This window comes from Nocardiopsis quinghaiensis (genome assembly GCF_008638365.1).
Lineage (GTDB): Bacteria > Actinomycetota > Actinomycetes > Streptosporangiales > Streptosporangiaceae > Nocardiopsis > Nocardiopsis quinghaiensis.
Genome location: NZ_VWVU01000001.1, coordinates 407,621 through 428,587 on the forward strand (window position 1 = coordinate 407,621; position 20,967 = coordinate 428,587).

The following is a 20,967-nucleotide window of genomic DNA, read 5'->3' on the forward strand; positions in this document are numbered from 1 at the left end:
AGGACAACATCGGGAACCCACCTGTGCAGGTCGGCTCGGCCGGTTAGTGTAAGTCACCGACACATCCGCTTCTTTCGGGTGGTACTTCACGCAGGTAGCGTGACGGGGTGTCACCAGGGTACGCGGTACCGCCGCGTGCCCCCCGTCCATGCGTGCCGTCCGTGGACACGGCCCGCCGCCCACGCGGCGGCCGGGCCGCCCGGACGGGTGCCCGGACGGGATGTCGAGGTGGCAGATCAGGCTGAGGAGGGGGTTCGATGCCCGAGGCGGTCAAGGAACTGGCGGCCGACGACCAGCTCGACGAGATTCTGCGTGCCCTGTACCGCATGCGCGACGGCGACTTCAGTGTCCGCCTCCGCAAACGCGGCGGCGGGACCATGCGGGAGATCGCCTCCGTCTTCAACGAGGTGGTCGACCACAGCGAGCAGCTCAGCGACGAGCTCCAGCGCGTCGGTGACGTCGTACGCAACGAGGGAAGGCTCAACGAGCGCGTCAACGTCAACCCCTCCCGCGGCGCCTGGGGCGAGAGCGCCCAGGCGCTCAACGTCCTGCTCGACGAGGTCGCCGAACCCGTGACCGACGTCGCCCGCGTCCTCGACTCGGTCGCCGAGGGACAGCTCAGCCGCCGCGCCTCCACCGACGGCCGCCGCGGAGAGCTCAAGGGCGACCTGCTGCGCCTGGCCACCACCGTCAACCGGATGGCCGACCAGATGAGCGGCTTCACCGAGGAGGTCACCCGGGTGGCCCGCGAGGTGGGTACCGAGGGCAAGCTCGGCGGCACCGCGCAGGTCGTGGGCGTCTCCGGCGCCTGGCGCGAGGTCACCGAGTCGGTCAACCAGATGTCCTCCCGCCTCACCGACCAGATGCGCGACATCTCCGAGGTGACCACGGCCGTGGCCCGGGGTGACCTGAGCCGCAAGATCACGGTCGACGTGCAGGGCGAGATGCTCGACCTGAAGGACACCGTCAACACGATGGTGGACCAGCTGTCCACCTTCGCCGACGAGGTCACCCGGGTGGCCCGCGAGGTGGGTACCGAGGGCAAGCTCGGCGGTCGCGCCAACGTGCGCGGCGTGCGGGGTATCTGGAAGGACCTCACCGAGAACGTCAACTCCATGGCGGACAACCTCACCAACCAGGTGCGCGACATCTCCCAGGTGACGACCGCCGTGGCCCGGGGCGACCTGACCCAGAAGGTCCAGGTCGACGTGCAGGGCGAGATGCTCGCCCTGAAGAACACCGTGAACACCATGGTCGACCAGCTCGACTCCTTCGCCGACGAGGTCACGCGTGTGGCGCGTGAGGTCGGTACGGAGGGCAAGCTGGGCGGTCGCGCCAACGTCAAGGGCGTGTCGGGCATCTGGAAGGACCTGACCGACAACGTCAACTCCATGGCCAACAGCCTCACCTACCAGGTCCGCAACATCTCCCAGGTGACGACGGCGGTCGCCACCGGTGACCTCACCAAGAAGATCACCGTGGACGCCCAGGGCGAGATGCTCGACCTGAAGGACACCATCAACAAGATGGTGGACCAGCTGGACTCCTTCGCCGGCGAGGTGACCCGTGTGGCCCGTGAGGTGGGTACCGAGGGCAAGCTGGCCGGACAGGCCCACGTGCGCGACGTGTCCGGGGTCTGGAAGGACCTGACCGACAACGTCAACTCCATGGCCAACAACCTGACCTACCAGGTGCGGCAGATCTCCATGGTCACGCGCGCGGTGGCCGCGGGGGACCTGACCAAGAAGGTCACGGTCAACGCCAAGGGCGAGATCCTGGAGCTGAAGGACACCATCAACGTCATGGTGGACCAGTTGTCCGCCTTCGCCGACGAGGTCACGCGTGTGGCCCGTGAGGTCGGTACGGAGGGCAAGCTGGGCGGCCGTGCCGACGTCAAGGGCGTCTCCGGTATCTGGAACGACCTCACCGAGAACGTCAACTCGATGTCGCACAACCTCACCACCCAGGTGCGCAACATCTCCGAGGTCACGACCGCCGTCGCCGCGGGTGACCTCACCAAGAAGATCGACGTCAACGCCCAGGGCGAGATCCTGGAGCTCAAGACGACGGTCAACACGATGGTGGACCAGCTCTCGGCGTTCGCCACGGAGGTGACCCGTGTGGCCCACGAGGTGGGTAGCCAGGGCCAGCTGGGCGGACAGGCCAAGGTCGAGGGTGTCTCGGGCACGTGGAAGCAGCTCACCGACAGCGTGAACGGCCTGGCGGGCAACCTCACCACACAGGTGCGGGCGATCGCCGAGGTCGCCAACGCCGTCGCCAAGGGCGACCTGACCCGCAACATCCAGGTCGACGCCCGCGGCGAGATGGAACAGCTCAAGGACAACATCAACCTGATGGTGTCCAACCTGCGCGAGACCACCGCCACCCAGCGCGACGCCGACTGGCTCAAGTCCAACGTGGCCCGTATCTCCGGCCACATCCAGGGACACCGCGACCTCAAGGAGCTGGCCCGCCTCATCATGACCGAGGTGACGCCGCTCATAGGCGCCCAGCACGGTGCCTGCTACCTGCCCGAGGACCAGGACGACCAGGAGAACTTCCTGTTCTACGCGGGCTTCGGCTTCGACCCCGGCGAGGAGCGGCGCCGCGTCCGCAGGGGCGTCGGACTGGTCGGTGAGGCCCTGGCCCAGCAGGTGGAGCAGCAGGTCGGCAACATCCCGTCCGGCTACGTCAAGGTCGAGTCGGGGCTGGGCGAGGCCTCGCCGCGCAACCTGTACATCCTGCCGATCGTCTCCGAGGAGCGCTCGCTGGGCGCCATCGAGTTCGCCTCCTACGACGAGTTCCGCGAGATCCACAAGAACTTCCTGCGCCAGCTGGTGGCCCTGCTCGGAACCACGATCAACACCATCCTGGCGAACAACCGCACCGAGGACCTGCTCGAACAGTCCCAGCAGCTCACCAGCCAGCTCAGGGAGCGGTCCAACGAGCTCCAGCGCCAGCAGGAGGAGCTGCGCGGCAAGAACGCCGAGCTCCGCCAGAAGGCGACCCAGCTCGCCAACCAGAACAGGGCGATCGAGCTCCAGAACCAGCAGATCCAGCGCTCCAGGAACGCCCTGGAGGAGCGCGCCCACCAGCTCCAGGTCTCCTCCAAGTACAAGTCGGAGTTCCTGGCGAACATGTCGCACGAGCTGCGCACGCCGCTCAACAGCCTGCTGATCCTGGCCCGCCTGCTCGCCGACAACGCCGAGCAGAACCTGTCCCCGAAACAGGTCGAGTTCGCCCAGACCATCCACAAGGCGGGCAGCGACCTGCTGCTGCTCATCGACGAGATCCTCGACCTGTCCAAGGTGGAGGCCGGTCGCGCCGAGGTCCAGCCCAGCGAGGTGTCCATCGCCCAACTGGTCGACTACGTCGAGGCCACCTTCCGCCCGGTCACCGGTGAACAGGGGCTGGCCTTCGCGGTGGACGTGTCGCCGGACATCCCCGGCACGCTGTGGACCGACGAGCAGCGGCTCCAGCAGATACTGCGCAACCTGCTCTCCAACGCGGTCAAGTTCACCCCGCAGGGCGAGGTCCGGCTGATCATCGAGCCCGCGTGGGCGCTGGAGGAGACCGACCTGGAGATGTTCGTGGAGAACGAGGAGGTCATCGCCTTCACCGTCGCCGACACCGGCATAGGGATCGCCGAGGACAAGCTCCAGGTCATCTTCGAGGCCTTCCACCAGGGCGACGGCGGCACTTCCCGGCGTTTCGGCGGGACCGGCCTCGGCCTGTCCATCAGCCGGAACTTCGCCCGCCTGCTGGGCGGCGAGATCCGGGTGCAGAGCGTGGCCAACCAGGGTTCCACCTTCACGCTGCTGCTACCGGTGCGCCTGCCCGAGGACGCCGTGGAGCGGGCCGAGGAGGCCGCGTCCCTGGGCGGTGTGGACTCGGTGCCGATGCTCGGCACCGGACGCGGCGCGGACACCGACACCTCCGCGCTCGACGACGACTTCTCCATGCCGGACGAGGACTTCGACGCCGCCGTGGCCGCCCTCACCGACATCACCAACGAGCCGCTGCCCACGGTCCCGGTGCTCAAGACGCCCGAGACCTCCCCGGGGGCGGCCGGGGGAGGGGAGCCCGAGGAGGCCGCCGAGGGCGAGCCGCGCACCGACCCCGAGCGGCAGGCGATCCTGAGCGGTCAGCGCGTGCTCATCGTCGACGACGACGTGCGCAACGTCTTCGCGCTCACCAGCGCTCTGGAGGCGCAGGGCCTCGAGGTCCTCTACGCTGACAACGGGCACACCGGAATCTCCATGCTGGAGGCCAACGAGGACATCTCGCTCGTCCTGATGGACGTGATGATGCCCGAGCTGGACGGCAACCAGACCACCCAGCGGATCCGGGAGATGCCGCAGTTCGCCGATCTGCCGATCATCTCGCTCACCGCCAAGGCGATGCAGGGGGACCGCGAGCGCAGCCTCGCGGCGGGGGCCACGGACTACGTGACCAAGCCGGTCGACCTGGACCACCTGCTCGACGTCATGCGGCGCTGGCTCACCGCCGGCCGCGAGGAGACCATCGCCGGTGCCGCGGCCGACGACGCCGGATCGGCCGGGGCCGGTGCGCCGGAGGCGACGCCGGACAGGCACAATGGCGCGACGGACGAGCGCACCGGAGACGACAACGACCAGAACGGGGACACTGGCACCAGCACCCCGAACGAGGACCTGGAGTAACCCGAAGTGACCCAGAAGGCCAACATCCTTCTCGTCGACGACCGCGACGAGAACCTGATCGCGCTGGAGGCCGCACTCACCTCCCTGGACCAGAACCTGGTCAGGGCCAACTCGGGTGAGGAGGCGCTCAAGCACCTTCTGGGCACGGACTTCGCGGTCATCCTGCTCGACGTGGTCATGCCGGGAATGGACGGCTTCGAGACCGCCGCGCACATCAAGCAGCGCGAGAAGACCAAGGACGTGCCGATCATCTTCCTGACCGCCCAGGAGATCGACCGGCACCAGGTCTTCCGCGGCTACGCCTCGCGCGCGGTGGACTTCCTGCTCAAGCCGTTCGACCCCTGGGTGCTGCGCTCCAAGGTCGAGGTGTTCGTGGAGCTGCACCAGCTCAAGGCGCAGATGCGCGAGCAGGCCCGCACCCTCCAGCGTGACCTGGGGCAGGAGACCGGGGAGCCCGGCAAGGTCCTGGCCGAGCAGCTGGCGCAGCGCGCCCGTCAGGTGCAGGCCGACCTGACCCAGCTGCGTGAGCACATCGTGGCCGGCTACCAGGACGTGGACCAGCCGCTGGTGGACGGTGTGCGCCGCATGGACAGCTCGGTGTCCCGGCTGACCACCCTGGTGGACACCCTGCACGGCCCCCAGTGACCACCCGGACCGTGGCGGACGGGGGCGGGACCCACGGGGGTGCCGTTCGGGCGCCGGCGGGGTTCTGGGGGTGCCGGACGTGCGATCGCGAGGAACGAGCCATCGCACGGAAGGTGCCGAGGGTTCCCGCCTACAGGGCGCACGAACACGGGGCGAAACGGAGCGGAGCCCCAGAGAAGACACAGCTCAGACCGACGGACGGGGCGGCAGCGCCAGGCCGATGTGCTCGCCGATCTCCTCGATCAGGCCCAGGTCGGCCAGGCGGAAGCTGCCCCGGTTGCTGCGGCGGATCAGGGTGAGCGCACCCCGTACGCCCCGGCTGCCGCGCAGGGGGACCGACAGCAGCGAACCCGCGCCGAGCATCGCGAGCAGCGGTGCCCCCGACGCGGTGTGGCCCAGCACGGCGTCGTCCTCGATCAGCGGGAACAGCAGCGACTGGCCACGGCCCAGCACCTCGCCGGGGATGTCGGAGGCGCCGGGCGCCGCTGAGGCCACCGCCTCCCTGTGCTCCCCGGACACGTCGGCGGGGCCGGCGACCACGGCGCGCCGGGCCGCGTCGGGCCCGGTGGGCAGGTCGCACACGTCCACGATCACCCAGTCGGCGTAGGAGTCGGCGAGCAGGTCGGCGGCATCGGCCAGCGCGAGCGGCTCCCCTGCGCCCCCCGGCCCGGCCGAGCGCAGCAGCAGCCGCGTCATCCGGGTCAGCACGTCCAGCCTGCGGGCGGCCAGCACCACCACCTGGTCCTCCACCTCCGGCTCCAGCGGGGCGGGGCCCTCCTCCTCGACGCCGCTCATCGGCGGCGACATCGCCACGAGCACCAGGGGGTTGGGCTCGGTGGGCAGCTCCAGGCGGGTCAGGGTCAGGTGCACGTCCTCGGCCCAGCCGCGCTGTGCCAGCCGCGACTCCAGCGCGGCGCTGCCGTCTCCGCGCAGCACCGCCGCCAGCCAGGACTGCATCGCCGCGCGCTTGCGCAGGTCCACGAAGTGGGCGAAGGGCTTGCCGGTGAGATAGCCCGGCGCGCTGCCCAGCCGGGCGGCCCCGGCGTTGTTGATCCGCCGGATGTAGCCCTCGTGGTCCAGCAGCACGACGGGGACGCTCAGCTCCTGGAACATCGCACGCAGCAGGGTCCGGTCGCTGTCGTCGTTGTGGCGGCGCGGCACCGGACGGGAGTGGGCCCGCGCCAGCTGGGCACCGGCGTCGCCCAGCAGGCGCTCGGCGTACTCCAGTTCGGCCAGGGCGGCCTCCGCGGTGCTCCGGGCGTCGTCGGGATACATGGCGTGCGTGTTGCGCAGGCCGGCGACGCGTTCGCTCAGTGCGGTGGTCTCACGCTGCAACCCCGCGAGGTTCTCCGACACGCGCAGGTCTCCCGTCGTGGATGGCGTTCTTTCCGAAGCTAGCGGATGTCCGCCAGCGGATCCCCCAAGGTTACGGTTAGCGGGAACCCGGACGCGGAAGGAGGCCGAATCGTGTGGATCGAGCGCCTGGCCCGCGACATCGGCGCGCTGGGGCAGGAGGACGGCGCCACCCTGGAACGCGCCCTCGACCAGATGAGCAGGGTCACGGCCCTGGGTGTGCCCGGCTGCTCGGCCGCGCTCGTCGTGGTCTGGCGCGAGGTCGGGGGACCCGACGGATCCACCCGGCACGTCGTCACCGACTACGGCGCCTCCCACGCCGACCTGTCCGCCGCCTTCGAGCACCAGTACACCAGTGACCAGGGCCCCACGGTGGAGGCCGTCCGCGAGATGCGCCAGGTGCGGGTGGGCGACATCCTGCGCGAGCCCCACCGGTGGCCCCGCTACACCAGCATGGCGGTCCAGTGCGGCGACCGCTCCTCCGTCACCCTGCCCAGCCCGATGCCCGGCGGGGGCGACGACCGGGTGATCACCTTCGGGGTGCACTCCGGCCGCGCGGACGCCTTCGACGAGGACGTCGTCGAGCCCCTGACGGCCCTGCTCGCCGAACACGCCGCCGTGTCGCTCCACAGCGCCGGGCGCCAGGCCGACGCGGCCAGGGAGACCGCCCACATGCGTCGGGCCATGTCGGCGCGTACGGTGATCGACCAGGCCAAGGGCATCATCATGCACGCCCGGGGCTGCGACGCGGACACCGCCTTCACCGCGCTGCGCGAGGTCGCCCAGCGCAATCGCAAGAGGGTGGTCGAGGTGGCCCGCGACCTCGTGGAGGAGAACACCGGAGCGCAGCCGCGGACGCGCCGCGCCGGTACGGACGGCCGGTGAGCGACCGGGCGACACCGGACGATGAGTCCCGAGCGTGATCGAAAAGCGCGATGATGAGGGCTCGGGTCCGTCCCGGAACGACAAGGAGAAACGACCGTGACGTCAGACATCTCGATCCTTCGCGAGGATGGCGTCGTCGTCGTCACCCCCGTGGGGGAGATGGACGCGGTGACCTCTCCCGCACTGGCCGCCGCACTCGACGGCGTCCTGGCCGCCGATCCGCCCCGGGGCGTGGTGGTCGACCTCGCCAAGGTCGGCTTCTGCGACTCCCGCTGCATCGGGGTGCTCGTCACCGCCTACCGGCAGGCCCGCGACCTGGGCGTGGGCCTGGTGGTCGCCGAACCCCAGCAGCAGGTCAACCGCCTGTTCGTGATCGCGGGGATCGACCAGGTCATCCCGATCACGGAGAGCACCGGCGCCGCGGTGGACTCCCTCAGGGTCTGAGCGGGGTCCGCGTCCCCGCCTCCTCCACGGAGGAGGCCTCACGGGCCGGGTCCACGAAGTGCAGCCGTACCAGCGACCCCTCGCCGCTCCCGCTGATCTCCAGGAAGTCGCAGGTCTGCCGGGTGATCCACAGCCCGTACCCGCGCGGGCGCACGCCGTCGGCCGGACGGTATCCGGCCAGTGGGTCGTAGAGCCCCCCGCGCTCGTCGAACACGTCGCACACCCAGCGTCCGGGGGCGCGCCAGACCTGCACGGTGCCCTTGCCGGCGCCGTGTTCCAGCACGTTGGCGGCAAGTTCGTTCACCGCCACCACCAGACTGTCGATCCGGTCGGACGGGAACCCCACGTCCGCGCCGAGCGCCACCAGCTCACCGCGCAGCCTCGGCAGGGACAGCCCGATCTCCAACCGGTGGACGGGGCCGGTGACCGGAAGCGGTTCCGGGGCGACCGGCCTGGCGCCGAACGCCGCCGTACCCAGGTAGGCGGGGTTGTTCCGGGCCCCCCGCGGCCCCGTGAGCACCGGGTGGGTGGCGAGCACCGCGGACCGCGTCCGGGGGGTCAGGCTCCGGGCGTCGTGGGCGCACAGCAGCCGTATCCGCTGCGGAGCGAGCGCCGTGCACAGCACCGACTCCAGTCGGTGCCACTCGCGTAGCTCCGTTCCTGAGGCCGCGGGCAGCGGGGGCTCGGCCACGACGACCACCGGCACGGGCTCGTGGGTGAGCGCCAGGCGGTGCAGGGCCGCCAGGGTGCGCCCGGGAGCGTCGTAGAGCCCGTCCCGGTCGATGACGCGCACCCGTTCGCGCTCGTTCGGTGACAGCGCGCTGGTGAGTGCCGCGGCTCGCTCTCCGGTGACCGCGAGCACCGCGTGGGCGTTCTCGCGTACGGCCGACCGCAACCGCTCCTGGGCCACCTCGTGGAACTGCTGCTCGCGGTGGAAGAGCAGGCCCTGGTGTTCGAAGGTCATCGGTTCGTGGTGTCCGCGCTCGGGACCGGTCGTCCGGCGCCCGAGCGCCGTGGTCTGTGTACCCGGTCCCGTCCCCCGGGAAGGACTCCGGGGGATCGGACCGGGCGCGGGGCGGGGGCGGGCACGGGTCAGCGGGAGGTTCCGGACAGCAGCAGGCCGTCCACCTCGTCCTCGTCCGCGTCCTCGCGCTCGGACTGCTGCGGGTGGGACCGCTTGTAGGCGAGCTCCGTCTCGACGGCGATCCTCTGCCACGTGAACCGGGAGCGGGCCCGATCCACCGCGGCGATGCCGTAGGCGGTGCTCATGGTGGGCGTGTTGAGGACCGCGCGCACCGAGCGCGCCACCTCGTCGGGATGGCCGAAGCGCATCAGCACGCCGCTGGTGCGGTGCAGGACGGCCCCGGGAATCGCGCCCGTGGCGGTGGCCACCACGGGCAGGCCGCAGGCCATGGCCTCCAGCACGGCCCCTCCGTAGGGGTCGTAGGAGGCGGCGGACACGTACACGTCCGCCGACCGCAGCAGGCGGGGAAGCTCCTTGCGCTCGATCGGGCCGGTCAGGTGGACGCGGTCGTTCACCCCGGCCTCCTTGGTGAGGAGTTCGATCCGGCGGGCGTCCTCGTCGAGGGCCACGTCCAGGCCCTCGGCGGTGGAGACGAGCAGCAGTTCGGCCTCGGGAAGGCGGAGCATGGCCTCCACGAGGCGGTCGGCGCCGCCGGACTCGGTCAGGGAGGTGACCGAGACCAGGCGTGCGCGCTCCTCGCGCCGGGAGTTCCAGTGATCGGTGGAGGCGCTGCCCTCCACGCTGAAGTGCTCGGGGTCCACGCCGAAGGGCACCACGCTCACGCTGTGGCGGGGCACGCCCAGGCGTGCCAGCTCGCCCTGCTGGTCGGTGGAGTTGACCAGGACATGGTCGGCGCGGGAGGCCAGGACCGTCTCCATGCGGGCGCGCTCGGGCTGGTGGGCGAGGCCGCCGCGCTGCTCGCTGGCGTTGAGGGAGTGGAAGGTCTGGATGAGGGGGGTGTCGCTCTGGTCGCTCTCGCTGCGCGCCTGGGCGTGCAGGGCGGCCAGACCGCTGGTCCAGCCGATGGCGTGCAGGACGTCGGGCGTGTCCTCGTCCAGGGCGGAGGCGAGCGCGGTGCCGAAGGCGCCGGTGTGCTCGGCGTGCCTGTCGGCGGGCATCGGCTGGGCCGGGCCGGCGTCCAGGTAGATGACGGAGACGCCGCGCGCCATGCGGGTACGGCCGTCGGGCTGGTCGGGGGCGCTGCGGCGGGCGTAGACCGTCACACGGTGCCCGCGCTTGGCGAGCTGCCGGGACAGCGCGCACACGTGCAGGCTCGCGGGGCAGGCTGGCTCCCCCCTGTGGGCGGGGAGGGGGTTGGCGTGTTCGGCGATCATGGAGATCTTCACTGGGCTGCGCTCCTTGGACACGGATTTCGTCTGGTGTCCGTCGTAGGCGGGCCCGAGGTGACTCCGGAGCGGGGAATCGGAATCTCCCCCGGGCGGGACTGGGGTCGGTGCGCCGGCTCCTCGGAGTCCTGGGAGCGGTGCGCGACACGTGACGCTTGAGAGGGGAGGTGTGGTCAGGGGGAGGAGGCACGGGGTGCCGTGGGTCGACCCGCTGGTGGAGGCCGCTCGGCAGCACTGCGAGCCGTGGGCGCGTAGCGGATACGGCGGCGGTGGAGCGAGGGGGAGGGAGAGAAGGGCAGACGCACGGGGATCACACCAAACGACCGGTCGAGGAAGACATCAGCCACCGTGGACAGCCGGAGAACGGCGCACGGGGCGGGTCGTGTGTGTCTGCGTCTTAGACACCCAACGGACACCATTCTGCCAGACGGTCCCGTCCTCGACAACGCGTGGACGATCCCGAACCACGGCCAAAGAGGGGGTTCGGTGCAGACCGTAACCTCGTTCCGCTCCCTGTGGGCTGCGACTTCGCCCTGTCGGCGCACGGCCCCTGTCGGGTCCGCCGCGCCGCCGCTACTGTCGGACCGGAACACCAGGCGGCACAACGTGCACCGCGGATCCGTCCGCCACGACACTTCTGGCGGTGGGACTCCCGGAGGGAACTGCGTATCCGGGTGTTTTCCGCCATGATGTACGCGGATTTTGACCCAGTCCGGCGGTGGCTCGGTACGGTGACAGGATCCAGACGTTGAACGGGACTCGACCAAGGTCTGGCGCTGGACGCCGGGCAACCGGCCACGGCCGATGAAACGGGAGGAAGGGCGTATGGGTGTCGCTGGTGGGGAAGTCATTGTCACGGCCCTCACGCACCGGGGCGCTATCCGTCCCGCCAACGAGGACGCCGTCGTCATGGGTGCCCTGACCGTCGCCAGTGCGAACATGACCTCGCCGGTGCGCTGCGTGCTCCCGGTGGGTGAGCCCGTCATCCTGGCGGTCGCCGACGGGATCGGCGGCCAGGCCGCGGGAGAGATCGCCTCGGAGCACGCCGTGCACCGCATGGCCGAGATGGGGCCGCGCCTGGGCGGCGTCGAGGAGATCGCCCAGCTACTGAGCAACATCGACGAGGAGATCAAGGACCATGCCACGCAGCACACCGAGTTCTCCGGGATGGGGACCACGGTCGCGGGCGTCCTGCTCAACAACGACGGCAACTTCTGGTTCAACGTCGGCGACTCCCGTACCTACCGTCTGGAGGGGCGCCGCCTGAGGCAGCTCTCCGAGGACGACTCACCGGCCCTGCCACCGTCCGAGGACGGTCGACCGGTCACCACGAACTTCATCACCCAGTCCCTGGGCGGCAGCTCGGGCGGGACGATGGTTCCGCACGTGGGCCGGGACGACGCGGCCGACCCCAGCGCCTGGCTCATGTGCAGCGACGGCCTGTCCGATCTGGTCCTGACCGAGGAGATGGAGCGGATGATCGCCGAGGCGGGCAGTGACGAGGCCGCCGTGCACGCCCTGTGGCAGGCCGCCATGGGGGCGGGCGGCAAGGACAACATCAGCATTCTGCTGGCCCGCCGCGTCTGACCCTCCCCACCCTCGACGAACGCGCCCTCCCTCCACCTCCACCCCACGCCTCCCACCACTTCCACACCCCCCGCCCCCTGCACGGCTTCCACCGCTCTCACACCTTCCCCCACGCTTGCCCCGGTTCTCCCGGTCCGTTCCCGTGCCTCCCGCTCTCCGCCGCCGGGACGCCGGACACACAGGAGGGGCCCGTGCACCGTCTCCGAACCCGGGAACGGTGTACGGGCCCCTCGGCCGTCACCGGCCGCCGACGGGCCTCGCCTACTTCTGGTCGGCGCCCCCGCCCGCACCGGGGCGCTTGCGCATGCGCACGGCCACGAGCACGACCGCGGCGATACCGCCGACGGCGACGACGGCCAGCAGCGCCAGGGCGACGGGCGACACCCCCTCCGAGGCCGGGGCCTCGTCGGCGGGCGCCTCCTCGGCCGGCTCGCCGGCGGCCTCCTCCTCGGTCCCGGCCTCCTCGGCCTCATCGGGCGCGGTCTCCTCGGGCACGGACTCCGGGGCCGCCGCCGCGACGGCCTCCTCGGTCACCGAGAACGTCAGGGTGTCCTGGATCGGGTGCCCGTCGGAGGAGACCACACGGAAGCCGATCGTGTACTCACCGGCCTGGTCCAGCGTGCTCAGCCCCACGGACACGTCCGTGCCGTCGAAGGCGGGCTCGCCCTCCTCGTAGGTGGTCTCCTCGTCCGGCCCCGTGACGACGACGGCACTGCCGCTGCCGCCCTCCATCGGAGCGTTGCTGAAGGTCAGCACGACCTCCTCGGGGACGCTGTCCAGGGTCTGGCCGTCCTCGGGGCTGGAGCCGGTCAGGGCGTCGTGGGCCAGGGCGGGGGAGGGGGCCAGTACCAGGGCGGCGGCGAGCGGTGCCAGCAGGGCGGCGGCCACACGCGGCAGCACACGGGAGGGGCCCGCGTCGTCGTGGGCGGGGATGCTGTGATCGGTGGTCATGTCTTCTCTCAGAGTTCGGTGCGGTCCGGCCGGTTTACGCGGAGGCGTCCGGGAGGGCCGCGGGGGCCGTGTGCCGAGAGCATGACGGAGGAGGGCACCGCCGGGACGGCGGCGCACGGGACCCGTACGGGTGTGGTGAACGCGAGGTCGGGGACGCGCAGCGACGGCAGCGCGCGGCGGAGCAGGGCGGTCAGGAACCACAGGGCCGCCTCGCCGTGGGCGAGCAGCGCGGAGGCCAGCAGGGCGGCCCACAGGTGCGCGAACAGCATGCCCGGTGCGAGGCCGAGGGCGTGGGCGGACAGGCCGTGTCCGGCGTGGCCCGCACCGGTGCCGGTCATCCCGGGGAGGGGTGCGGCCGATCCCTGGAGGATCAGGTGCAGGAGGACCTGGACGGAGGCCATGACGACGAGGATGTCGCCGAAGCCGCGCATCGTGCGGGTGAAGTGCCACAGCAGGGGGAACAGGACCGCGGTCGCGGCCGCGAACCCGCCGAGGGAGGCCGGGGACGCGGCCCACACGTTGTGGCCGCTCCAGGCAAGCCCCGTGCACGCAGCGGCGAGGAGTGCCGTGCGTAGGAGGCGGAGCGTGCCGTGAGCGGGTCGCACGAGAAAGAACCTAGGCCGTGCCCCACGGGGCCGCAAGGGAGCAGCGGGCCGGTGGCCGCGTGCGGCGAGCACCGGCCCGGCGGACCGGTCCGGCATCCGTCCGTGTCACGGCGTCTCCCCCGGGGCGGGGCCGGACGGAGTGCGGGAGGCGGGGAAGGGGGCCGCCGGACGCGGCCCCGCGCCACCGGCGGTCCCTGGGGCGCTCCTGATCAGCTCTGGCCGGCCGGAACCAGCTCGCGCCGCATGTAGCGGCGCTGCTCCGGGGTGGTGCCCCCCCAGACTCCGTGAGCCTCTCCGGCCCGCAGGGCCCACCGCAGGCACTCCTGGCGAACGGTGCAGCCGCGGCAGACGGCGATGGCCTGCTCGGTGTCGGCGCGCCCGATCCCGGTGCTGCTCACCGGGAAGAAGATCTCCGGGTCGTACGAGCGGCAGTTTCCCTGCTCGACCCAGTCCTCGCTCTCGTGGTACAGGCGGTTCACGGGCGCCTCCGATCCGTGGCTGTGATCCGTGGTCGGTGACCCGCACCGTGCTCTCACGGCGGGGTCGGGAACTCCTCCGCCCCGCCGCCCACGGACGGTCGGCCCGGGGAGTCGCGGCGCAGCGATGCGACCAAGTGTAGTACGACCTTGTGTAGTACTACGTGAAGTCTGCTGGAAAATCCGTGATTTCTCAAGACCGTTCCGGGTAGCGGATCCACTGTGTCCCGCCGTGGCCGCCGTGGCCGCCGTGGCCGCCGCGCCGTCGCGGCCGCGCGCCGACGCACGCGCACCGGCGGCGTTCCCCGGCGTGTCGACCCGCCGGACCCTCCCGCCCGCCGGCGTTGCGGAGGGCCTCCCAGGGGGGCGGAGCGTGCCGTGTGGCGTACGACGCGGCCCCCGGGGTGTTATGTCGCGAGGTTTCCACCGAATCAATGTGACTTAACGCACGCTTAATATTGCCTGTTGAGGGCCTATGTTTGGCCCTGAGGGTTGTTGACCTCATATGACGGCCGCGGTGCGATCCGCGCCGGCGCCCCGCGTGATCCGCTCACGACCACGACGCGAAATCCCCTGCTGGGCAGGGCCTGAACGCGTTGGCGGACCGTTCCGGGGCTTCGGGTGAAGGCCCTGGTCAGGGTATGTAAGCGCCGTTAAATGAACGAGTCCTACCCGATGAAAGTGTGTTGAAACATCTACGTGGAACCTCCCTGAAATCTCGTTGGTATTCGTTCGCTAAGTTCGATCGACGTGCCACATCAACGAACGAACCTCCAAGCACGCGACCGCACTGACGCCGGGGCCACGGGCTCCGAGACACCAGGAGCCGCGGGCCGTGGAGGCGTGCGCCTGTCGCACCCGTCCCCGGAGGACGGACCGCACATGTGGCGGCTGGCGGGGGAGACGGGCATGGATGTCAACTCCCCGTACGCCTACACGCTCTGGTGCCGGGACTTCGCCGCGACCAGCGTCGTCGCCCGCGATGACGAGGGCCGTGTCGCGGCCTACGTCACCGGCTTCGTGCGGCCCGACAGTCCCGACACGTACTTCCTCTGGCAGGTGGCCGTGGACTCCGCGTTCCGCGGACAGCGGCTGGCCCGCCGGATGCTCGACTTCATCGGCGACCGGATCACCGAGCGTGGCCTGCGCTACCTCGAAGCGACCGTCACCGCCGACAACACCGCCTCCCGAGCCCTGTTCGCCTCGTTTGCTCGGGACAGGGGGACCGAAGCCGTGTGGAGTCCGCTCTTCGGCGGGGAACACTTCCCTGCGGACGACGACACTCCGCACGATCCCGAGGACCTCGTACGCATCGGCCCCCTCAATCCCGAGCCGGAAGTGTGACCGACCATCCGCACCGGATCCACCCACCCACCCCATCGTCCAAGCCATGAGCCCACGAACCTGGGGAAAGGAACCAAGGAACACACCATGGATACCTTCCAGCGCCTGGAGTCCGAAGTCCGCGGATACTGCCGGAACTGGCCGGTCGTGTTCGACAGGGCCGTCGGAAGCCATGTCTACGACGAGACCGGCAAGCCCTACCTGGACTTCTTCGCAGGAGCGGGTTCGCTCAACTACGGGCACAACAACCCGGAGCTGAAGACCCCGCTCATCGAGTACCTGACCGACGACAAGATCGTCCACAGCCTCGACGCCTACAGCGTGGCCAAACGCGAGTTCCTGAAAACCTTCGAGGAGATCATCCTCAAACCCCGGAACCTGGACTACAAGGTCCAGTTCCCCGGCCCCGCGGGCAACAACGCGGTCGAGGCCGCGCTGAAGCTGGCCCGCAAGTACACCGGCCGCGAGACCATCGTCAACTTCACCAACGGCTTCCACGGCATGACCCTGGGCGCCCTGGCCGTCACCGGCAACTCGATGAAGCGCGGTGGCGCGGGCGTGCCGTTGGGCCACGTCGCCACGATGCCGTTCGACAACTACATGGACGGCAAGACGCCGGACTTCCTGTGGCTGCGCAGCCTGCTGGACGACAGCGGCAGCGGCCTGGACAAGCCCGCCGCCGTCATCGTCGAGACGATCCAGGGTGAGGGCGGCATCAACGCCGCCAGCGCCCAGTGGCTGCGCGACCTCTCGGAGCTGTGCCGCGAGTACGAGATCCTGCTGATCGTCGACGACATCCAGATGGGCTGCGGTCGTACCGGGGACTTCTTCAGCTTCGAGGAAGCCGGGATCACCCCGGACATCGTCACCCTGTCCAAGTCCATCAGCGGTTACGGCCTGCCCATGGCCCTCACCCTGTTCAAGCGCGAGCTGGACGTGTGGGAGCCGGGCGAGCACAACGGCACCTTCCGCGGGTTCAACCCGGCCATGGTCACCGGCTCCGAGGCGCTGCGCCGCTACTGGAGCGACTCCTCGTTCGCCGACTCGGTCAAGGCCAAGGGCGACATGATCGCCGCGCGCCTGGCCGAGATGGCCGCCGAGCACGCCGATTTCGGCGCGCACGTGCGCGGCCGCGGCATGGCCCGGGGCCTGGCCTTCGAGCAGGACGGCATCGCCAAGAAGGTCGCCGCCGAGTCCTTCGACCGCGGCCTGCTCCTGGAGACCTCCGGTCCCGAGGACGAGGTCGCCAAACTCCTGCCGCCGCTGACGGCGAGCGAGGAGGAGCTCACGGCGGGCCTTGACATCATGGCTGACGCGGTCCGTGCCGCGGTCAAGGTGGCACAGCCCGCCTAGGAACTTCCTCTGCGGAGTTCCACACCACGCGGTGCGGGGCCGGACGGCGACCCTCGGGACGTCGTCCGGCCCCGCGCCGCGTCGCACCACCACCGAAAGGCGCCGCAGAGCGCGTAAGGAGACACCAGTGATCGTTCGCAGCCTGGACGATGTCAACGACACCGACGCTGACATCAAGACGGAGACCTGGCGCAGCCGCCGGGTCGTTCTCGCGAAGGAGAAGGTCGGCTTCTCCTTCCACGAGACCGTCCTGTACGCGGGTACGGAGACCAGCATGTGGTACGCCAACCACATCGAACTCGTGCACTGCATCGAGGGCGAGGCCGAGGTGACCAACGATGAGACGGGGGAGAAGCACATCATCACCCCGGGCACCCTCTACCTCCTCAACGGTCACGAGAAGCACACCGTCCGTCCCAAGACGGACTTCCGCGTGCTGTGCGTGTTCAACCCGCCCGTCACCGGGCGTGAGGTCCACGACGAGAACGGCGTCTACCCGCTCATCGTCGAGGACGACGACACAGCCGGAGCCTAGGACCAGGCCTCAGGCCCGGGTCCGCACCGGGAGCCGCCGGGGGGTTGGTTCCCGTCCTCGGAGCGTCCGGGCGGCAGGGGATCACGCCGCGGGCGTCCCTGTCCGGGCCTTCCGACGGGCGGGCGAGGCGAGAAGGACGAACACACCGTGGGCGGGGTCGCGAGACCCCGCCCACGGTGTGTTCACGGGGGAGGCGTCTCAGGGTGACGGGGGGCCGGACTCAGGGTCACAAAGCACAGGTGACCCGCCCTGAGCAGGGCGAAGAGCCGATCACCCGGGGGCTGCACATGAATAACCAGTGCATAACGGACTAATCGGGTCTCGTTACTGCGGAGCATGCTTGGGGGAGGCTGAGCATGCTCGGGCGAGAACCCCGTACCAGGCCGCCGTGCCCTGCACCGGACGGCGGCCGCAGCCGCGATACGGCGGGCCGCGACCCGCCCACACCGGGCGTTCCACCATCCGCACACGCGGCGCAGTCGTCCCCGCCGGGCGAGCGCGCCGCTCCCCCAAGTCTTTCGAGGAGCAGTCGTGAAGAAGCAGGTACCAGCTGTCAGCCGAGGAACCTGGGGCCGCCGAGACGCACTCCGCCTGGGCGGAGTGGGGCTGGCCACCGTCGGCCTCGCCGCCTGCAGCCGGGTCGACGGCGGAGGGGGAGAGGAGAGCGAGGGCACCTCGACCCTGGAGCGCCTGCGCGAGCAGGGCTTCGTGGCGGTCGGCCTCGCCAACGAGATCCCCTTCGGTTTCGTCGACGACTCCGGCAACCCCGCCGGGCAGTCCCCCGCCGTGGCCAAGGCCGTCTTCGAGGAGCTGGGCATCCCCGAGATCCAGGCCTCCTCCGTGAACTGGGACGGACTGATCCCGGGCCTGAAGGCGAACCGCTTCGACGTCATCGCCGCCGGTATGTTCATCACCCCCGAGCGCTGCGCGCAGGTCGCCTTCAGCGAACCCACCGCCACCTCCCCCGAGGCCTTCATGGTGGCGGAGGGCAACCCGGAGGGCATCCAGCACTTCACGGACTTCGTCGACAACCCCGACCTCAAGCTCGCGGTCCTCAACGGCTCGGTCGAGCAGACCTACGCCAACTACTTCGAGGTGCCCGAGGACCAGCAGGAGCTCATTCCCAACCAGACCGCCGGCTACGAGCTGCTGGAGGCGGGGCGCGTCGCCGCGATGTCCATGCTGAGCGTGTCCCACGAGTACCTCCTCAAGGACCGGGGCGGCCCCTTCGAGGTCACCGAGCCCTTCTTCCCCGAGATCGACGGCCAGGAGGAGAAGGGCTGGGGCGGCCTGTGCGTCCGGCAGGAGGACACCACGCTGCTGGAGGAGATCAACCGCGTGATCGCCGAGTTCAAGGAGAGCGGACGCCTCCTGGAGCTGGGCGAGGAGTGGGGCTTCACCGAGGCCGACCTGCCCGACGACATGACCACCGCCGAACTCTGCGAGGGATGAACCCGCAGTGGACTTCCTGATCCAGCGACTACCGCTCTACCTCGACGGCGCATGGGTCACCATCCAACTCACCATCGGCGGCTGTGCCCTGGCCTTCGTCCTGGCCATGTTCTTCGGGATCATGGGGACGATCAGGCACTGGTTGCCCCGGGCCATCTCCACGGTCTACGTGGAGGTGTTCCGGGGCATCGCCGCCCTGGTGCTGATGTTCTGGATGGCGTTCGCCCTGCCGCAGCTGAGCGGATTCCGACTGGACGACATGTTCGCCGCGATCCTCGCCCTCGGCCTCAACGTGGGGGCCTACGGAGCCGAGGTCGTGCGGTCGTCCATCAACGCCGTGCCCAAGGCACAAGTCGAGGCCACGGTCGCGCTGAACCTCTCCTGGTTCCAGCGGATGCGCCTCGTCGTGCTGCCCCAGGCGTGGGCCCAGATGCTGCCCACGTTCGGCAACCTCGTCATCGAGCTGATGAAGGCCACCGCGGTGGTCTACCTCATCGGTGTGGCCGACCTGACGGCCATCGCGCAGAACATGCGCGAGTCCACGGGTGAGACGGTGATCGCCTTCATCGGCGCCTTCGTCCTCTACTACCTGATCGCGCAGGTCCTCATCTTCGGCATGCGACTGCTCGAACGCCGTGCCAATCGGAAACTGGGCCGCACCCCGCCGCGCGGCGGGGGCATGAGGCTTCCCTTCAAGCCCGCGTCGGCCGGTACGACCCAAGCGGGGGGCATCTGATGTGGGACTTCCAGTGGACCCTCCAGATCCTGCCCGACCTGCTGGGCGCCCTGGGGACGACCGTCCAGATCACCCTCCTCGGCTACCTGATCGCGCTGGTCCTGGGACTGCTGATCGCCATCGCCCGCAGGGCGCCGTTCTTCGGCACCGTCCTGCACGTGGCCACGGAGTTCATCCGTACGACACCGCTGGTCATCCAGGTGGTGTTCGTCTTCCTCCTGACTCCGGCCCACATCAGCCCGATGACCGTGGGCATCCTCGTCATCGGCGTGCACTACGCGGCCTACACCGCCGAGGTCTACCGTTCGGGAATCGAGGGCGTGGCCAAGGGGCAGTGGGAGGCGGCCCGGGCACTGAGCCTGCCCGCCCGCCGCACCTGGGGCGCCATCGTGCTGCCGCAGGCCATCCGCAAGGTCATCCCCGCCCTGGGCAACTACCTCATCGCGACGTTCAAGGACACGCCGCTGCTCATCGCGATCGGTGTGAGCGAGCTGCTCACCGAGGCCCAGCGGATCGGCAGCGCGAGCTTCCGCGTCGTCGAGGTCTACACCGTGGTGGGATTCCTGTTCCTCCTCGTGAGCATCCCGTCCGCCATCCTTCTCCGACGACTGGAGCGACGCTATGCCGCCGTCTGATACCACCGTGAACGAAGAACCCCAGGGTGTCGGAGACGGATCCCAGGACCAGTCCCTGATCGTCTTCGACGACGTGGTGAAGCGCTTCGGCGACCTCACCGTGCTCGACGACCTGAACTTCTCCGTCGCCCCCGGCGAGCGGGTCACCCTCATCGGCCCGAGCGGTTCGGGCAAGACCACCATCCTGCGCCTGCTGATGACCCTGGAGAAGATCACCGAGGGCGTCATCTGGGTGGGTGGCGAGCCGTTCAGCCACATGCGCCGGGGCCAGGGGCTGGTCCACGCGAGCGAGGGTTACCTGCGCGCGCGCCGCAAGCGCATCGGCATGGTCTTCCAGCAGTTCAACCTGTTCCCGAACATGACCGTGCGGCAGAACATCATCGAGGCGCCCGTGCACGTGCTGGGCACCCCGAAGGACGAGGCCAACACCCGGGCGGAGGAGCTGCTGGACCTGGTCGGGCTCGGCGAGAAGATCGACGCCCACCCGACCCAGCTCTCCGGCGGGCAGCAGCAGCGCGTGGCGATCGCCCGCGCGCTGGCCATGCAGCCGGAGATCCTGCTGCTGGACGAGGTCACCTCCGCCCTGGACCCGGAACTGGTGGCCGGGGTCCTGGACGTGCTGCGCGAGGTCGCCGAGACCACGGACATCACGATGCTGTGCGTGACCCACGAGATGAGCTTCGCGCGGGACGTGTCGCACCGGGTGCTCATGTTCGACCAGGGCCGGATCGCCGAGGAGGGCCCGCCGGAGCAGATCTTCGGCGACCCCCGGGAGGACCGCACCAAGTCCTTCCTGCGCTCGGTCCTGGACAACGACTTCTGAGGCCCGGCGCACACGCCGACCACCACGGGGCCGCTCCCGGATCCGGGAGCGGCCCCGAGCCGTGTCCGGACCGGGCGAGTCATGTCCGGAC

Annotated in this window: 18 protein-coding genes; 12 read left to right on the forward strand and 6 right to left on the reverse strand. The window is 70.2% G+C overall.

The genetic code is table 11. The annotated features are described in order from the left end of the window. Positions 1-257 precede the first annotated feature (257 nt). Positions 258-4,682, forward strand: coding sequence for a HAMP domain-containing protein (locus tag FYX01_RS06720; RefSeq protein ID WP_150238598.1), 4,425 nt, complete (start codon positions 258-260; stop codon positions 4,680-4,682). Between the two features lie 6 nt (positions 4,683-4,688). Then, positions 4,689-5,327, forward strand: a complete 639-nt coding sequence (locus FYX01_RS06725; RefSeq protein WP_150238600.1) for a response regulator — start codon at positions 4,689-4,691, stop codon at positions 5,325-5,327. A gap of 186 nt (positions 5,328-5,513) precedes the next feature. On the opposite strand, the gene FYX01_RS06730 is transcribed toward FYX01_RS06725, so the two are convergent. Then, a complete protein-coding gene (locus FYX01_RS06730; RefSeq protein WP_150238601.1) occupies positions 5,514-6,683 on the reverse strand; it encodes a GAF domain-containing protein in 1,170 nt (389 codons plus the stop codon). A 111-nt stretch (positions 6,684-6,794) separates the two neighbouring features. Here FYX01_RS06730 and FYX01_RS06735 point away from each other — a divergent pair, with 111 nt between their 5' ends. Then, on the forward strand, positions 6,795-7,565 hold the full coding sequence (locus FYX01_RS06735) for a GAF and ANTAR domain-containing protein (protein WP_150238603.1): 771 nt from the start codon (positions 6,795-6,797) through the stop codon (positions 7,563-7,565). A 96-nt stretch (positions 7,566-7,661) separates the two neighbouring features. Then, positions 7,662-8,009 (forward strand): STAS domain-containing protein, encoded by a 348-nt coding sequence (locus FYX01_RS06740; protein ID WP_150238605.1) that lies wholly within the window; start codon positions 7,662-7,664, stop codon positions 8,007-8,009. Here FYX01_RS06740 and FYX01_RS06745 read toward each other — a convergent pair. Both FYX01_RS06745 and FYX01_RS06750 read right to left on the reverse strand, forming a co-directional pair. Further along, entirely contained in the window at positions 7,999-8,973 is a 975-nt protein-coding gene (locus tag FYX01_RS06745; protein WP_150238607.1) for an anti-sigma factor RsbA family regulatory protein, read from the reverse strand. The genes FYX01_RS06740 and FYX01_RS06745 overlap by 11 nt on opposite strands. A 128-nt stretch (positions 8,974-9,101) precedes the next feature. Next, on the reverse strand, positions 9,102-10,379 hold the full coding sequence (locus tag FYX01_RS06750; protein WP_150238609.1) for a glycosyltransferase: 1,278 nt from the start codon (positions 10,377-10,379) through the stop codon (positions 9,102-9,104). 825 nt (positions 10,380-11,204) lie between these two features. Between FYX01_RS06750 and FYX01_RS06755 the strand changes: the two genes are divergently transcribed. Further along, positions 11,205-11,966: a PP2C family protein-serine/threonine phosphatase gene (locus tag FYX01_RS06755; RefSeq protein ID WP_150238611.1), complete on the forward strand. Its 762-nt coding sequence runs from the start codon at positions 11,205-11,207 to the stop codon at positions 11,964-11,966. Positions 11,967-12,227: 261 nt separating this feature from the next. Here FYX01_RS06755 and FYX01_RS26040 read toward each other — a convergent pair whose 3' ends face one another. The 3 genes from FYX01_RS26040 to FYX01_RS06765 form a co-directional block, all read right to left on the reverse strand. Further along, positions 12,228-12,917 carry a copper resistance CopC family protein gene (locus tag FYX01_RS26040; protein ID WP_190394207.1) on the reverse strand — a complete coding sequence of 230 codons (690 nt, stop codon included), beginning with the start codon at positions 12,915-12,917 and terminating at the stop codon, positions 12,228-12,230. A gap of 8 nt (positions 12,918-12,925) precedes the next feature. Continuing rightward, positions 12,926-13,522, reverse strand: a complete 597-nt coding sequence (locus FYX01_RS26045; protein ID WP_190394208.1) for a copper resistance protein — start codon at positions 13,520-13,522, stop codon at positions 12,926-12,928. Positions 13,523-13,731: 209 nt separating this feature from the next. Further along, on the reverse strand, positions 13,732-14,001 hold the full coding sequence (locus FYX01_RS06765; RefSeq protein ID WP_150238613.1) for a WhiB family transcriptional regulator: 270 nt from the start codon (positions 13,999-14,001) through the stop codon (positions 13,732-13,734). A gap of 840 nt (positions 14,002-14,841) precedes the next feature. Between FYX01_RS06765 and ectA the strand changes: the two genes are divergently transcribed. The 7 genes from ectA (at position 14,842) to ehuA (ending at position 20,876) form a co-directional block, all read left to right on the forward strand. After that, on the forward strand, positions 14,842-15,342 hold the full coding sequence (gene ectA / locus FYX01_RS06770) for a diaminobutyrate acetyltransferase (RefSeq protein WP_150238615.1): 501 nt from the start codon (positions 14,842-14,844) through the stop codon (positions 15,340-15,342). Between the two features lie 87 nt (positions 15,343-15,429). Then, positions 15,430-16,695, forward strand: a complete 1,266-nt coding sequence (gene ectB / locus FYX01_RS06775; protein ID WP_150238617.1) for a diaminobutyrate--2-oxoglutarate transaminase — start codon at positions 15,430-15,432, stop codon at positions 16,693-16,695. Positions 16,696-16,822: 127 nt separating this feature from the next. After that, positions 16,823-17,230 carry an ectoine synthase gene (locus FYX01_RS06780; RefSeq protein WP_150238619.1) on the forward strand — a complete coding sequence of 136 codons (408 nt, stop codon included), beginning with the start codon at positions 16,823-16,825 and terminating at the stop codon, positions 17,228-17,230. A 600-nt stretch (positions 17,231-17,830) separates the two neighbouring features. After that, the gene (gene ehuB, locus FYX01_RS06785; protein ID WP_150238727.1) at positions 17,831-18,682 is read left to right on the forward strand and encodes an ectoine/hydroxyectoine ABC transporter substrate-binding protein EhuB; all 852 of its coding nucleotides are present in this window, start codon (positions 17,831-17,833) and stop codon (positions 18,680-18,682) included. Between the two features lie 7 nt (positions 18,683-18,689). Continuing rightward, positions 18,690-19,418 carry an ectoine/hydroxyectoine ABC transporter permease subunit EhuC gene (gene ehuC, locus FYX01_RS06790; RefSeq protein WP_150238621.1) on the forward strand — a complete coding sequence of 243 codons (729 nt, stop codon included), beginning with the start codon at positions 18,690-18,692 and terminating at the stop codon, positions 19,416-19,418. Continuing rightward, positions 19,415-20,053 carry an ectoine/hydroxyectoine ABC transporter permease subunit EhuD gene (gene ehuD / locus FYX01_RS06795; RefSeq protein WP_150238623.1) on the forward strand — a complete coding sequence of 213 codons (639 nt, stop codon included), beginning with the start codon at positions 19,415-19,417 and terminating at the stop codon, positions 20,051-20,053. Before ehuC ends, ehuD begins: the two co-directional genes overlap by 4 nt. Then, on the forward strand, positions 20,040-20,876 hold the full coding sequence (ehuA, locus tag FYX01_RS06800) for an ectoine/hydroxyectoine ABC transporter ATP-binding protein EhuA (RefSeq protein WP_150238626.1): 837 nt from the start codon (positions 20,040-20,042) through the stop codon (positions 20,874-20,876). The genes ehuD and ehuA overlap by 14 nt, the downstream gene beginning before the upstream one ends. Positions 20,877-20,967: the final 91 nt, after the last annotated feature.

Coding starts and splice junctions, on each gene's coding strand:
- FYX01_RS26040 (WP_190394207.1), bottom strand. CDS start 12,917: ATGACCACCGATCACAGCATCCCCGCCCACGACGACGCGGGCCCCTCC.
- FYX01_RS06745 (WP_150238607.1), bottom strand. CDS start 8,973: ATGACCTTCGAACACCAGGGCCTGCTCTTCCACCGCGAGCAGCAGTTC.
- FYX01_RS06755 (WP_150238611.1), top strand. CDS start 11,205: ATGGGTGTCGCTGGTGGGGAAGTCATTGTCACGGCCCTCACGCACCGG.
- ehuA (WP_150238626.1), top strand. CDS start 20,040: ATGCCGCCGTCTGATACCACCGTGAACGAAGAACCCCAGGGTGTCGGA.
- FYX01_RS06720 (WP_150238598.1), top strand. CDS start 258: ATGCCCGAGGCGGTCAAGGAACTGGCGGCCGACGACCAGCTCGACGAG.
- ectB (WP_150238617.1), top strand. CDS start 15,430: ATGGATACCTTCCAGCGCCTGGAGTCCGAAGTCCGCGGATACTGCCGG.